This window comes from Oceanobacillus polygoni (genome assembly GCF_008304605.1).
Lineage (GTDB): Bacteria > Bacillota > Bacilli > Bacillales > Amphibacillaceae > Oceanobacillus > Oceanobacillus polygoni.
In genome coordinates this window covers 135,128-150,195 of sequence record NZ_PIJY01000026.1, presented here as the reverse complement: position 1 = coordinate 150,195, position 15,068 = coordinate 135,128, and the positions used below count along the sequence as shown (strand labels likewise).

At 37.0% G+C, this 15,068-nt stretch carries 14 protein-coding genes and 1 pseudogene; 13 read left to right on the top strand and 2 right to left on the bottom strand.

Features of this window, described 5'->3' with window-relative positions:
- Positions 1-33 precede the first annotated feature (33 nt).
- The 3 genes from F1560_RS12580 to F1560_RS12570 are packed head-to-tail and all read left to right on the top strand — an operon-like array spanning position 34 to position 2,419.
- Entirely contained in the window at positions 34-1,251 is a 1,218-nt protein-coding gene (locus F1560_RS12580; RefSeq protein ID WP_149474982.1) for an ROK family protein, read from the top strand.
- A 12-nt stretch (positions 1,252-1,263) separates the two neighbouring features.
- The gene (locus F1560_RS12575) at positions 1,264-1,863 is read left to right on the top strand and encodes a chromate transporter (RefSeq protein ID WP_149474981.1); all 600 of its coding nucleotides are present in this window, start codon (positions 1,264-1,266) and stop codon (positions 1,861-1,863) included.
- A gap of 10 nt (positions 1,864-1,873) precedes the next feature.
- Entirely contained in the window at positions 1,874-2,419 is a 546-nt protein-coding gene (locus tag F1560_RS12570; RefSeq protein WP_149474980.1) for a chromate transporter, read from the top strand.
- Between the two features lie 198 nt (positions 2,420-2,617).
- Here the strand turns inward: F1560_RS12570 and F1560_RS22440 are convergent.
- Positions 2,618-2,809: pseudogene (locus F1560_RS22440) on the bottom strand (helix-turn-helix domain-containing protein); the annotation flags it as partial.
- Positions 2,810-2,982: 173 nt separating this feature from the next.
- Here F1560_RS22440 and thrC point away from each other — a divergent pair.
- From thrC to F1560_RS22155, 3 genes are read left to right on the top strand one after another with little or no spacing between them, the layout of a single operon-like run.
- Positions 2,983-4,095: a threonine synthase gene (thrC, locus tag F1560_RS12560; RefSeq protein ID WP_149474978.1), complete on the top strand. Its 1,113-nt coding sequence runs from the start codon at positions 2,983-2,985 to the stop codon at positions 4,093-4,095.
- 56 nt (positions 4,096-4,151) lie between these two features.
- Entirely contained in the window at positions 4,152-4,346 is a 195-nt protein-coding gene (locus tag F1560_RS12555) for a RidA family protein (RefSeq protein WP_245347563.1), read from the top strand.
- 47 nt (positions 4,347-4,393) lie between these two features.
- Positions 4,394-4,570, top strand: coding sequence for a hypothetical protein (locus tag F1560_RS22155; protein ID WP_187773723.1), 177 nt, complete (start codon positions 4,394-4,396; stop codon positions 4,568-4,570).
- Between the two features lie 96 nt (positions 4,571-4,666).
- Here F1560_RS22155 and F1560_RS12550 read toward each other — a convergent pair whose 3' ends face one another.
- Complete coding sequence (locus tag F1560_RS12550; RefSeq protein ID WP_149474977.1) at positions 4,667-5,029, bottom strand: hypothetical protein; 363 nt, start codon at positions 5,027-5,029, stop codon at positions 4,667-4,669.
- A gap of 273 nt (positions 5,030-5,302) precedes the next feature.
- Here F1560_RS12550 and F1560_RS12545 point away from each other — a divergent pair, with 273 nt between their 5' ends.
- From F1560_RS12545 to iolB, 7 genes are all read left to right on the top strand, one after another.
- The gene (locus tag F1560_RS12545) at positions 5,303-6,349 is read left to right on the top strand and encodes a hypothetical protein (protein WP_149474976.1); all 1,047 of its coding nucleotides are present in this window, start codon (positions 5,303-5,305) and stop codon (positions 6,347-6,349) included.
- A 284-nt stretch (positions 6,350-6,633) separates the two neighbouring features.
- The gene (locus F1560_RS12540; RefSeq protein ID WP_149474975.1) at positions 6,634-7,962 is read left to right on the top strand and encodes an alkaline phosphatase; all 1,329 of its coding nucleotides are present in this window, start codon (positions 6,634-6,636) and stop codon (positions 7,960-7,962) included.
- Positions 7,963-8,482: 520 nt separating this feature from the next.
- Positions 8,483-9,493, top strand: coding sequence for a LacI family DNA-binding transcriptional regulator (locus tag F1560_RS12535; protein ID WP_338112777.1), 1,011 nt, complete (start codon positions 8,483-8,485; stop codon positions 9,491-9,493).
- A gap of 367 nt (positions 9,494-9,860) precedes the next feature.
- Complete coding sequence (locus F1560_RS12530; protein WP_149474973.1) at positions 9,861-11,063, top strand: diphosphate--fructose-6-phosphate 1-phosphotransferase; 1,203 nt, start codon at positions 9,861-9,863, stop codon at positions 11,061-11,063.
- A 75-nt stretch (positions 11,064-11,138) separates the two neighbouring features.
- Positions 11,139-12,137 carry an inositol 2-dehydrogenase gene (gene iolG / locus F1560_RS12525; RefSeq protein ID WP_149474972.1) on the top strand — a complete coding sequence of 333 codons (999 nt, stop codon included), beginning with the start codon at positions 11,139-11,141 and terminating at the stop codon, positions 12,135-12,137.
- Between the two features lie 21 nt (positions 12,138-12,158).
- On the top strand, positions 12,159-14,063 hold the full coding sequence (gene iolD, locus F1560_RS12520; RefSeq protein WP_149474971.1) for a 3D-(3,5/4)-trihydroxycyclohexane-1,2-dione acylhydrolase (decyclizing): 1,905 nt from the start codon (positions 12,159-12,161) through the stop codon (positions 14,061-14,063).
- Between the two features lie 40 nt (positions 14,064-14,103).
- Positions 14,104-14,916, top strand: coding sequence for a 5-deoxy-glucuronate isomerase (gene iolB, locus F1560_RS12515; protein ID WP_149474970.1), 813 nt, complete (start codon positions 14,104-14,106; stop codon positions 14,914-14,916).
- Positions 14,917-15,068: the final 152 nt, after the last annotated feature.

Sequence of the window (15,068 nt, the reverse complement as noted above, 5' to 3'; positions counted from 1 at the left end):
ATGGATTAACAACGAATTTAAAGAGGGAGAATAATGATTACTCAATTTAAAGATCCAGGCTCACCGAAAGTTAGGAATATGAAACATGTTTATAATATTATTCGTAAACACGGTCCAGTTACCAAAAGCTCTATTATTGAAAAGACGGCTCAGAAACAAACTACCTGTGCAAGAATTATCGATGATCTTCTACAGGAGGGTTTAATCATTGAAAGTGGTATTGGTATATCAAGTGGTGGTCGTAAGCCGGTAATGTATGCTATTAACACCAATCAATTATTTAGCATTGGTATTGATATTTCCCGTACTTTTACAAAAGTGCTTTTGTTAGACTTGCATCTTAACGTGATAGATGAAGCAAGCTTTCAAATGAATAAAGAGAGTACTCCGAAAAAAACAATAGATTTTATCCAAAGCACGATAGTTCAAATGTTGAACAGTAGAAATATCGAGCAAGATCAGCTGATTGGTATCGGGATTGGAGCTGTAGAGCCGCTTGATAGAGAAAAAGGAATTATTGTTGATCCCGTAAATTTCCCTTCTGATCATTGGAATAATGTAAAGGTTGTCGAAGTACTTCAAAAGAAATACTCTACAAAAATAATACTGGACAGTGGTATTAATACGGCGGTTCTTGCAGAACATAAGCTGGGTTTGAATGAAGAAATTGGTAATCTTTCTTATATTATTGCAGGTGTTGGTCTACGAATAGGGGTTATGAATGACCACCGATTATTAAAAAGTGATGCTGATAGATTTGGGAAACTTGGAAGCGGACATATGGTCATTAATACAAATGGCAAAAAGTGCATCTGTGGTGACTACGGCTGTTTTCATACATACTCCACGATTTTATATTTAAAAGCAAACATTATCCACCAACTAAAACGAGGTCACCCTTCTATTCTAACAGAAGGGTTGGAAGATCCTGATGATATTACGTTTGAAGATATATGCACTGCATTAGAAGCAGGAGACGATCTTTGTGTGACTACAGTAAGAGATTTTGGATTTTTTACTGGAATTGCATTATCTAATATGATCACCATGCTACATTCCGATTATTTGGTGCTAAGCGGTCCGATGTTTAACCGGTTAGATTTGTTTTTCGAAACAGCAGTTACTACTGCCTCAAATAGAATTAGTAAACTTTATCCTGGCTATGATGTGAAGTTTAAAAAGGGACATCTTGGAGAAAACGCTGCAGCAATAGGTGCTGGAAGTATGGTATTAGACTATTATCTGGAATAGGTGGGGATCCGGATGGAAAAACGAAGGAAAGTAAAATTATTATGGGGTCTTTTCTTTACCTTTTTCAAAATTAGCCCAGTTTCCTTTGGGGGAGGATATGCGATGATTCCCTTGCTTGAAGATGCAGTAACTAAAAAAAATAAGTGGGTGAAGCGGGAGGACATTGCAGATGTTTTAGTAGTGGCACAATCCGTACCGGGTTCTATAGCTGTTAATACTGCTACTTTTATCGGGTATAGGCTGGTGGGAATACCTGGTGCTATTGCTGCAACTTTAGGTATAATTACGCCAACCTTCATAATCATTGTTGCACTTGCCTCTTTGTTTCTAAACTTTCAACATAATCCTATTGTTCAAACTGCTTTTATTGGAATTCGTTCAGCTGTCATTGCTTTAATTATTTTTGCAGCTTTGAAGATAGGCAAGACTGCTATATTTAATAAAACTACAAGCATTATTGCATGTGTTGCGTTGGTCATTTTTTTATTCGTTTCAATTCATCCTATTTTCATGCTATTAGTAGGTGGTATTGTAGGCATTCTTTTAAATATGAAACGTTTATTAGACAGAAAGAAGACGATTAATAACGATAAAGTAGAGAATATTCAGTAGGAGGGATAGGGTGTATTGGAACCTATTTCTGACTTTCTTTAGGATTGGTCTTGTTTCATTCGGTGGTGGATATGCCATGCTCCCTTTGATTGAATACGAAGTGAAGTCAAATAACTGGCTAACTACCCAACAACTTACGGATGCGATAGCAATTGCGGGGATGTCACCAGGACCAATTGCTACAAACAGTGCTGTATTTGTTGGATATAATGTAGGTGGTATCTTAGGTGCAATAATCTCAGCTATTGCAATCTCTTTTCCATCCCTGATTATTGTAGTATTAATTGCTTTATTTGTAAGTAAAGTGAAAAGTAATCATTCAATAATAAGCTATGTTTTCTATGGTTTGCGTCCCGTAATAACTGCATTAATTGTGTATGCAGCAATTAATTTTGCCATTCAAAACAACATTATCCAAGGTATAAGTTTAATCGATGTAGATTGGATAAGTATAGTGTTTGTTTTTATTGCACTTGCTATGCTCCTATTCACAAAGCTGAGTCCTGTTATAATTATTTTCCTATCTGGTTTGGCTGGAATTATTGTTTATTATTAGTTAGAAGTTTGCGTAAGTCTGCTGGCAGACTTGTATTTGTGCTTCTACAATTGAACAATTAAAAGCAGAATCTCTGATGACCCTTCTTTCCATTTTAGCAAGGGTCAATCATATGAAACTTGAAAGGAGATGTGCATGAGATTATTGCACATCTCTTCTGAAAAATATTAGATAACAAGGTAACATTCAGTAGTGTTGTTAGTAAATCACTTTCTTAACCTTATCCAAATAACTATAAATCGTAACCCTCGACGTATTCAATTTCTCAGCCACTTTATCAATAGCTCCTTTAATCAGAAAGATCCCTTTTTCATCCATAAATTTAACAATTTGAATTTTTTCTTTTCGTTTCAGGCGTTCAACATCGTAGCCTTTAATAATGGAATCAATAGTAATATATGGATAAAATTCTTTAGACATTAAAATTAAAATTACCCTAGTTTGAATCATATGATTTTTTATTGACTTGCATTAATTTTGTAGATAAAGTTATGTATATACTGTATTTTCAATTAATTACATATAAAAAATTACATGAAAACAAGTTGTGGGAGTGATCATGCATGAAGGTAAAATACAAATGCAGCCAATGTGGTGAAATTCATGATCCGCAAACGTTTATTTACAAATGTCCGTGTGGAGGATTGTTAGATATCACATCGTTTAATATCGATTTTCCACTTGATAAAATTAAACAACGAACACCTTCCCTCTGGCGTTATGAGGAAGCACTTCCGTTCAATAAATCTCAGCAGGTTACGTTAGGGGAAGGCTATACATCTATGGTTTCAACCGATGATTCTAATAACGTTTTCTTTAAAATGGATTATATGATGCCTACCCTTTCATTCAAGGATCGTGGTGCATCCATGCTTATTACAGCGGCGAAAGCGTTACATGTAAAGCGAATTGTAGCTGACAGTAGCGGGAATGCAGGAACAGCAATAGCTGCTTATGCATCCAAGGTCGGTATAAAGTGCGACATATTCGTTCCGGCTAGTACTTCGCCAAATAAATTAACTCAGATTAAAGCACACGGAGCACAATTACATTTGATACCTGGAACAAGAGAAGATACGGCAGAAGCTGCAATAAAGGAAGTAGAAGAAAGTGGAAGTTTTTACGCAAGTCATGTTTACAACCCCTTTTTCTATCAAGGAACCAAAACCTATGCATATGAAATTTGGGAAGAGATGAATGGGAATGTGCTAGATGTGATTGTCGTCCCTGTTGGAAATGGCACGCTGTTGTTAGGCGCGTACTATGGCTTTAAAGATTTATATGATAAAGGGTTAATTCCTAGTATCCCTAAATTTATTGCCATTCAAGCGGAAGGTTGTGCACCATTATTTAAAGCTTTCCAAGAGGGAGCGGAGCACATAGATCCTATTGAAACGAAAGAAACCCAAGCAGAAGGTATTGCAATTGCGAATCCAGCAAGACATCATCAAATCTTACAGGTCATAAAAGAAACTGGTGGAGAAATTATAGCGGCACCAGAAAATAAGATAGCAAAGGCGAGGGAAGAGCTAGCACACCAAGGTTTTTTCGTTGAACCAACATCTGCTGCAACGTATGCGGGCTATCTAGCTTATATTGAGCAAGCAGGCAGCCATATGAAAAATTTAACGACCGTTATTCCTTTGTGTGGAGCAGGTATTAAGGCGGTTAAGTAAATAAAAAGTGAATAAGCAGAAGCTGAACAAGCATTAGCCAATTTAGAGTTGGTTTTATGGCTCGTGGCTTAAAGCGAGAGGATGTTATTTTTTGCGGGGTATACACTCCAGATGTTGCATACTGGGACGAAATTAATAAGGTATATGCACAGTTTTTTGGTGACCATAAACCGGCGAGAGCGATTGTACCTACCAATGCTTTACATTTTGGCTGTCTAGTAGAGATAGAAGCGATCAGGGTGGAGAAATAGATGCATGAATTGATACACCTGTACTTTTGATTGATCAGGCTATTCTTATGAAGAATATTAAAGATATGCAAGCTTATGCGGATAAACAAAATATAAAATTACGACCATATACTAAAACTCATAAAATGCCAAAGCTTGCTCTGTTGCATGAAAAAGCACATTTAATTCAGGATGGAAAGGTTATGGATGAAGTAACTGTTGAGTGCAGAGGGAAGCTGCAATAGATCAGCTTAATTGTAACGTATCAGGTATGCATCAGCGATACTACTTTATAGATAAGGTGCAATTAGACGAGATTGTCTTTTATAAAGTAGTACGCATTATAAATTCACAGCTGTATGGAAGGCTTCTCGTTTCATTTGTTTTTTCGACGTACTTAAATAATTATCCCAGGAAATCAATACATTGCATGCACTAAGTTGCCGATTCAATTTATAAATATAGGCTTTTACTGCTTTACCGTTACCATTTGTTAGCGTTCTTACAACAGAAGCAATTGCTTTGTACCAAGTTCCTTCAATTTTTATTGAAATAGGATGGTTACCTTCAATAGGTAGTGGTATATCCGGATGAAGGCTTATGTCTGCAATTTGGTAATCCGCAAATTTCGTACGAATATTTTCACGAGCAATCGTACCTTGTGTTTGGTATACACATGTAAGACTTGTATCAAGGTTAGCCATTGATATTCCTCCTTTAGATTTTAATTGTGAAGTACATCACTTAATTCTATTATATATGAAAGCGCATTTATGTAAAGGTATTCACGGAATTTTATATAGTAATTATGTCTAATTTGTGAAGATGATAACATAATGTTAAGACCCTGCATGGAAGTACGAAGCTGAACCGTCTACAGATCCTTAGATTATAGGTACTTGGTCCTGTTGTTATTCAAAAAAGCAAACGGTATCATTAAGATTGATTGTTTACTATATTTAGGAGGAATCAGTTTCGTGGTTAGATGTAAACGTATATTAATTATGTTTTTAGCACTAATGATTTTATTTTTGGCAGCATGCAGTAATAGTGAAAATGAAGAACAAGGGGAAACAGACAAACAAAACAGTGGAAGTATACAAGCTGAGGAAACTGCAGGTACAAAGGTGGAAAATGAAGTAGAGACAGTAGATAATACGGAAGAGGTTTCCTTTGAAGTCAATCAAGTACAAGAGGCTCCAGAAGATCAAGGGGATTTAGATGTAAGGCTGGAAGGGGAATTTCAGATTGATAACAAGCTTGTTTCTGTAAAAGGCATGACCAATCTATTACCTGAGTCACAACTTGTTCTTTCAATTGAATCAGAATATGGATTGTTAGTTGGAGGAATTGATCGGACTAAGGTTAACGAAAATGGAGAATTTGAATTGGAATATAGTCTTCCAGATGAAGTAGAAGGAATCGTACATATTGAATTAAAATTTGAGCCAGCAAATCAGTATGGGGATATAAAAAATTATTATTTAAACCAGCTGAGTGGGAGCTTTGTACAAAACTATGCGAAAGCAAATGAAATCTATCAAAAAGTATCCTTCCAACAATCCGCCACCATAGATGGTAGTCAACATAATTTTTCGATTACGGAACCAAGCTGGGATTTGCCGGATGATTATGGAGAACCCTCGGTATGGATAGAGCCAGTAATCGAGAAACAAGAGGATTATGTTGTAGTAAAAATAAATAGTAACATTGTAGAAGATACATTTATTCTGGCAAGAGCAGACATTCCAAATTATATTACATCAGGATTTCAGGGATATAGCTACACGAATCCAGATGGCTCAACAGTTTTATATATTAATGATCCCGAAAAAGACAGTCGAATTAAAAATCTAACCGAATACGATATTATCATTACAATGAATCCATCCCATCATAATAATGGACCACATGTCACAGAAGTATACGGAGAGAATGGCCAAAATCTTGCAGGTGATTTAGTTCATGCTGAAGATGAAACCAAAGTAGTTGAGCAAACGATAACGATCACGGTGGAAGAATAGAATATGTTACAAGCAAAAAACACTATCTTTTAGGGGGGGAAGCACCGTTCTCTCTTAGTGATAGTGTTTTTTGGTGAATTTTAATGAATCAAGTGAAGGACATTAAATAAAGCTATATCAAGTTTCGTTGGTTAGTGACAAGTGGTTACTAGATAACTCTATGAAAAAAGAGGTAGTTATTTAGGGTGAAAAAAGTTTACTAGACTTTTACTAGCATGTAACTTCATTTAGACATCTTTCCATTACGCTTAAATTGTAGTAAAAATTTGAGAGGAGAGATTACGATGTTTAAGAAGATTGGTGCTGTTGTACTTAGTGCGTCCCTTGTATTGTCCGGTTTAAGTTTAGGAACGGTAGACGCCAAACCGGATGCTGTAGATAGAAAAGGGAAGAAGGTAGAAAATGTAATCTATATGATTCCTGATGGGTATAGTGCTAATTATGCGAGTAACTATCGCGTGTACAAGGGCGAAGATGCAGTATGGGATGATCATCTAAAAGGAATGTTCACAACGTATTCTGCTGATTCTGATATAACCGATTCTGCTGCAGCAGGAACAGCAATGTCGACAGGTGAAAAAACAAATAATGGTGTTATCGGTCTGGATACAGAGGGCAATGAGCTTGAAACAATCTTAGAAGCATCTCAGGAAGATGGCAAGGCAACCGGGCTTGTCGCAACCTCTACAATTACACATGCTACTCCGGCTGCATTTGCATCACATGTCGATGATCGGAATAACGAAACAGAGATTGCTAGACAAATGCTTGCGAATGAAGTAGATGTCATTCTTGGTGGCGGAAAAAACAATTTCTTACCAATCTCTCAAGGCGGGAATCAGGAAGAGCTTAACCTGATTGAACAAGCTGAGGAACAAGGATATGAGTTTGTTGAAACACGTAGTCAATTACTAGATAATAAACAAATTGCAGTTAAAAAGGGAGAAAAGCTTTTAGGTTTATTTGCAGATGACGCACTTGCTCCAGAACTTCATCGTGCTGAAACAGAAGAACCTAGCCTTGCTGAAATGACGGAAACTGCTATAGATATACTAAAAGAAGACAAAGGTGGTTTTTTCCTAATGGTGGAAGGAAGCCAAATTGACTGGGCAGGTCATGATAATGATGCTGGCTGGGCAATGTCAGAAGTTGAAGCATTTGAAGCAGCAGTAAAAGAAGCAATTGATTTTGCAAAACAAGATGGAGAGACACTAGTAGTTGTTGCAGCCGATCATGACACAGGTGGGATGACAACTGGTTCAAACGGTTCACTAGATTTAAATGCGGATCTATTAACCAATGTAACTGCTACAGGTGCTTACATGGCAGATCAATTAAATGAAGAACGCTCCAACGTAAGTGAAGTTCTAGAAACACATACTGGATTTGAGTTAACAGAAGAGGAAATTCAAGAGATAGAAGAAGCAGACAACGCTTCCCTTGCGATCAATAAGGTAGTAAGCGATCGTGCAAGCATTGGGTGGACAAGTGGTAATCATACTGGTGCTGATATTCCGGTTTATGCTTACGGTCCAAAGGCTGAAAAATTTGTTGGGTTTCATGATAATACGGACCTTCCAAAAATTATTGCTGAGGCGATGAAGCTGAAGTAGTGGGTAGTGAAGAATAGAGAGAATGATTCTTAGTAGCTAGATACTGTAGGGGAAACTTGATTGCCGTAGGGATTTTTGGCATAAATAGTAAACAATAATAGCATATTTAGTATAATAGAACCGCTTGAGGCATACATCCAAGCGGTTTTCATTTTATTCATAATGCAATTCAACAAATTGATTAAAGTCCCTTATTCTACTCAATGTGAGGTTCAATTGATAATCTTCCATTTTGAATAATGGAGTTCCTTTACCTATTATAATTGGTGCAGATGAGAGGAGGATATTTTCAAGTTAGAAATAATCGAGGAGACTTTTAAAAGTAATTACTATAAATAGCAACGTAATATTCTATTATAGATATAAGTTTCTCAATAATATTATTTGAATGAAAAAAACTACCATGTATAATATGATTAAGAGCTTAATCTAAAAATAGAAAGTACAATAAAGAATTGTTATAGTTGAAATCCAGAAATATGTAATTAAAGTATTAGTACTAGAAATAGAAAAGGGAATGATGGGTTTGAAAGTTACAATATATGATGTAGCAAAAGAAGCAAAAGTATCCATAGCAACGGTCTCGAACGTAATTAACAAAAAGGGAAGGATTGGTGAGAAAACGAGACGACGTGTTTACGATGCAATGGAAAAATTAAATTATGAACCAAATGTACTAGCATCGGCATTAATGGGGAAACAGACAAAAACAATTGGATTACTAATTCCTGATTTGGCAAACCCCTTTTTCTCCGAATTAGCTAGAAGTATTGAAGACCGTGGCCATGAATTGGGATACAGTATCGTAATTTGCAGTACAGATTATCAGGAGGAAAAAGAGAATAAATACATAAGTCTGCTAAAGCAAAAAAGAGTAGATGGTTTTATTTTTGCTTCAGGTTTTGAAAAGCAATCACGATTAGAAGAATTGATGCAAGAGGATATTCCAATAGCAATTGTGGCAAGAGATTACCCAAATTTCGCAGTTAATGCTGTAGCACTGGATGATTATATGGGTGGTTATTTGGCAGCTGACTATCTGATTAAGCTAGGACATAAGAAGATCGGCATTGTCGCACTCGATGTATATAGTAATCGAGAACGAATACGCGGATTCAAAGATGCTATGTCCGAGCATGGTTTAAAATTTATACACGATATTGAATTGATTGAGGATATTAAACAAAGTCATTTGGATGCAGGTAGAAATGTTGCTAAAAAATATTTACAATACGATGATAAGCCAACTGCATTATTTGCTTGTAACGACTTATTAGCAATTGGGGCGATACAAGCTGCGAGGCGATCTGGATTATATGTGCCTAATGACATTTCTATTGTTGGATTTGATAATACAAGTATTGCTTCCATTGTGGACCCTCCGTTAACAACGATGTCACAACCAATTCAATTAATGGGTAGAGAAGTCATGGACTTGATTATCTCCATTTTTAAGGGAGAACGGGATGATCATGTTCGTGTTACATTAGCACCAACTCTTGTGGAGAGGGATTCGACGAGGACAATATAATTGTGGAAGTATGAAAGATGAACGAATTTCTGAACCCGTTCATTTTTTATTTTCTTCTAGATGATAGTATCTTTAAAGAAATACTTAATGATATGAAAATAAAAAATATTGGAGATCAAATAAATCAAAAGGCCAGTAAAGAGTCGCTTAAATGAAAGGAAACTTAATTTGTAAACTCTGTCATTACAATAATTCATGAGGTAACTGGATACTTAAAATTAAATGATGATTAAAAAGTGTGATTATTGGAAGTTGGAAACAATTTTTTAAAAAATAAAAAACATCATTGACTTATTAGGAATAAGCGAATAGAATAATGTTATAAGTAAAAGATAAAGCGCTTAACCAATAAGTTAGGGGGATAAAAGTGCAGGGGAATAGTATGATTGTTCAATCAGGTGGTCCCACAGCAGTCATTAATAATTCGCTCATTGGTATTATTGATGGAATATCCAGCAATCCATTTACCGGAGAAATTTATGGAGCTGTCGGTGGTATATATGGTTTACTACATGAAGAATTTGTTCCATTAACAACCTTATCGATCAGTGAACGTTATCAATTGCGCTGGACTCCTGGTGCAGCACTCGGAACATGGCGTTATAAATTAAAAGAAACAGATCTCGAAAAAATAATTCATATTCTTAAAAAGAATGACATCCGTTATTTTTTCTATATTGGTGGAAATGGTTCGATGAATGTCGCAAAAATGATAGATGATGCGGCAAAACATGCCAATTATGAACTTACTGTAATCGGTGTTCCGAAATCCATTGATAATGATTTAGTCGGTACGGATCACTCACCAGGATATGGTAGTACGGCAAAGTTTTTAGCGACATCTGTTATTGATGTAAATATGGATATGGTTAGTTATCCAGAGAGTAATGGAATAACGATTATTGAAACGATGGGTAGACATACGGGGTGGCTTGCTGGAGCATGTTCCTTGGCAGAAGATGCATTGCAAGAAGACAGTCAACTGTTAATTTACATTCCTGAAGTTCCATTTCAATTTGACGAATGTCTAGCTAAAGTTACAAAATCACACCAAGAAAAAAGAAATACGATTCTCGTAGCGGCAGAAGGGATTCGTAAGCAAAATGGACAGTTAGTTTACGAAGACTTGGAGTATGATACGTTAGGTAGACCCAAGCTAGGCGGTGTCTCCTCATTTTTAAAAGAGAATATCGAGGAGCAGGCTGGTATTAAAACGCGTTACATGACAGCTAGTGTTTGGCAAAGAAGCAGTATGACACATGCTTCAAAAACGGATGTAGATGAAGCATATAAATTAGGATTACATGCTGTTTTACTTGCTAATTTAGATTTCACTAGTGTGATGGTTGGATTGAAAAGAGACCTAGATAGTAAAGACTATCATGTGTTCTATGAAACAGTAAAACTAAGTGAAGTTGCTGGGAAGGAAAAGCTTGTACCTAGGAACTGGTATAATGACAAAGAAAATACAATGACGAATGAATTTAAAGCGTATGCATTTCCGATTATCGAAGGAGAGATGGGTGTTCCAATGCAGAGGGGACTTCCGATTTATCAACGCGTCATATAAAAAAATTAACCTTTTAAGAAAGCGCTTAATTGAATAAGCCATTTTCAAAATTGACCTCGTAAAGGTAGTGATAAAGTGAGTAATGTTCGCTGTGCTGTTATTGGAGTGGGGAGACTTGGTATCGTTCATGCAAAGAATGTTGCAACGAGAGTGAAGGATGCCGAAATTGTTGCTGTTGTAGCATCAAGAGAGGAAAGTGCCAAAAGAGCAGCTGCAGAATTAGGTGTCAATAGATGGACGAACAATCCACAAGAAGTGTTTGAAGATCCGACGATTGATGCAGTAATTATTGTGACTCCAACGAAAACCCATGCCGACTTAATTATTCGAGCGGCAAAAAGTAAAAAGCACATATTTGTAGATAAGCCAATAACTGAAACGTTGGAAGAGGCGACTGAGGTCATCGAAGAGGTGAAACGTAACGGTGTCTTCTGTCAAGTAGGGTTCATGAGAAGGTTTGATCCCGCATATGCAGGGGCAAAACGAAGAATTGAACAAGGTGATATTGGAAAGCCGCTTTATTTTAAAGGTCTAAGCCGAGACCCAGGTTCTCCTCCAGAGTCCTATATTAAAACGAGTGGTGGTATTTTTCTAGATTTAAGTATTCATGATTACGATATTGCTAGATTTTTAATGGGAGATGAAGTGAAATCAGTGCAATCGTTTGGTGAAGTACTTGTTCATCCATTTATGAAAAAGTATGGGGATGTGGATCAATCGGTTACGGTATTAACGTTTCAAAATGGTACGACTGCACATGTGGAAGGTAGCAGAAACTCGACCTTTGGCTATGATATTCGTGGAGAGGTAGTCGGTACAGAAGGTTCCATTCAGATTGGTTCACTACAACATCACAACAATATTCTCTTAAAAAATAATAATAGCTATCATGACAATATTCCAGATTTTATTACGAAGTTTGAAGATGCCTTTCTTGAAGAAGTCGCTCACTTTATTGAATGTATACAAAATAATGTAAAACCACTCGTGGATGAAGTTGATGGAAAAAGGTCCCTTGAGGTAGCTGTTGCAGCAACAGAGTCTTTTAAAAAACAGGAAGTAGTCTATTTATAAAAAGTAGGGAGGAAATGAACGATGGAAGCGATCCGTTATGCAAATGAAAAAACAGAGACAAAAAAGAAAACGATTCGTTTAACGATGGCACAGGCTTTGTTGAAATTCCTAGACAATCAATACATTGAAGTGGATGGGAAAGAGAGAAAATTCATTAAAGGGATGTTCGGGATCTTCGGACATGGAAATGCAACTGGTTTAGCTGAAGCACTGGAAAGACAGGAAAGTGATATCACCCTTATTCAAGGAAAAAATGAACAAGGAATGGTACATACTGCTACAGCGTATGCCAAACAAAAAAATCGCTTAGAAATTTATGCATGTACGACATCAATTGGACCGGGTGCTTTAAACATGGTGACGGCAGCTGGAACGGCAACGGTTAACCGTATTCCAGTACTTCTACTTCCAAGTGATAACTTTGCTACAAGACAGCCAGATCCTGTTCTTCAACAAATTGAAGATCCAAGTGATTATACGATGTCTGCAACAGACTCTTTTAAAGCGGTGAGCAAGTACTGGGATCGAATTGTCAGACCAGAACAACTAATGACAGCAGCTTTAAATGCGATGCGAGTTCTAACAGATCCAGTTGATACAGGGGCTGTAACATTAGCATTGCCACAAGATGTGCAGGCAGAAGCTTATGATTATCCGGCAGAGTTCTTTAAAAAGCGTGTACATCTGCTGGAGAGAAGAAGGCCAAGTGAAGTGGCTATCGATCGAGCGGTAGAATTGATCAAATCCAAGAAAAAACCATTTATTATTGCTGGTGGCGGTGTTCATTATTCCCTCGCTACAGAAGAATTAAAGCAGTTTGCAGAAAACTTCCAAATCCCTGTTGGTGAAACACAGGCAGGAAAAAGTGCAATTGCATGGAATCATCCAATGTATATGGGTGGCGTTGGTGCAAATGGATCCAAAGCATCCAATGTTCTAGCTAAAGATGCGGATTTAATTATTGCTGTTGGAACAAGGTTAACAGACTTTTCGACAGCATCGAAAGTAGCATTCCAAAATCCAGATGTAGAATTTGTAAGCATTAATGTTAGTTCGTTGGATGCAATGAAAATGGAATCACAAATGCTTGTATCCGATGCGAAAGTAGCCTTAACTCTACTAGAACAGCAATTGAAGAAAGAAAATTACAAGGCTGCTCATGATGAAAAGGAACTTGAGTCTTTGAAAGAAGCATGGGATAACGAAGTCGATCGCTTGTTTAATTTGAAGAGTGAGGAAGGTTTGGAACAATCGCAAGTAATCGGTGAGTTAAACAAATTTATCGATGAAAAAGATATTATCACATGTGCTGCTGGGAGCTTACCAGGCGATCTCCTCAAATTATGGAGAAGCACACATCCGAAAACGTATCACATGGAATATGGCTTTTCCACGATGGGGTATGAAGTTCAAGCAGCACTAGGAATTAAAATGGCTGAGCCAGAACGTGAAGCATATGCGCTTCAAGGAGATGGTGGTTACCTTATGTTGCATTCGGAACTTGTCACAAGCCTTCAGGAGAATAAGAAGATTAATATTATCTTATTTGATAATCATGGATTCCAATGTATTCATGGATTGCAAGTAGGTCAGGGAAGTGAAGGTTTCGGAAATGAGTTTCGCTACCGTGAAAAAGAGACAAATCAATTAAGTGGTAACTATATGGAAATGGATTTTGCCGCTCATGCAAGAAGTCTTGGAGCGAAAGGATATACAGCCAATACAGTAGAAGAGTTTCGTGACGCATTGGCAAAGGCGAAACAAGATACAATATCAACTCTTATTCATGTGAAGACACTTCCGAGTAAGGTAACAGGATATGATTCTTGGTGGCGACTAGGTGTAGCCGAGGTTTCAAATAGTAAAACGGTACAAAATGCTTTTGAGAATATGGAAGATAAATTGAATCAAGCTAGGAAGTATTAGTATTCAAATGGAATTTAAAGATACTACGAGGAGGATGAACATGTCAGAATTACTTATAAAACCAAAGAAAACACCGGATCAAGATGGAAATATCATAAAAGTATCGCCAGAGGATGCTGGTTGGAAATATGTCGGCTTTGAAGTGTATCAGCTAAAAGCAGGGCAATCTTTTGAGAAAGAAACAGGTGATTTAGAAGTTGCAGTGGTACTTCTTACAGGGAGAGCGGACGCTTCTACAAACTCAAAATCCTGGGACAATATCGGGAAAAGAATGAGCGTGTTTGATGATTCACCAGCTTACACAGTCTATGTATCTTGCGATGATAAAGTAGCGTTAAAAGCCCTAACAGATTTAGAGATTGCTGTTTGTACAGCACCTGGAAAAGGAACATATGAAGCACGATTAATAACACCAGAAGATGTTGCTGTAGCAAGACGTGGGTATGGTAGTTTAGAGCGAGAGATCCATAATGTTCTTCCTGCCGATAAGCCAGCTGATAGTTTATTCGTCTTTGAAGTGTTTACACCAGAAGGTAACTGGTCGAGTTACCCACCACACAAGCATGATGAAGAGAACTTACCAAATGAAAGTTATTTAGAAGAAACGTATTATCATAAAACGAACTCACCTGAAAATGCATTTGCCATCCAGCGGGTGTATACAGATGATAAATCATTGGATGAAACGATTATTGTTCGAGATGGTGAATTGGTACTAGTACCAAAAGGATACCATCCAGTTTCAAACCCACCAGGATACAAATTGTATTACTTGAACGTGATGGCAGGACCAGTTCGGGAGTGGAAATTTACCAATGATAAAGATCATGAATGGTTATTAGCTAAAAATTAGAAAACATAGGAGGCTATCTCTTAGAAAACTTGGTATTCGCCAGGCATTCGGTGAATGTCTTAGTTGCACTTATGCAAATTGGAAAGTTTTATACTTTCTTATTAGTCAAGATTAAATCGCCCTTAAGGGGTAGCCTCATTCTAATTTCTTTA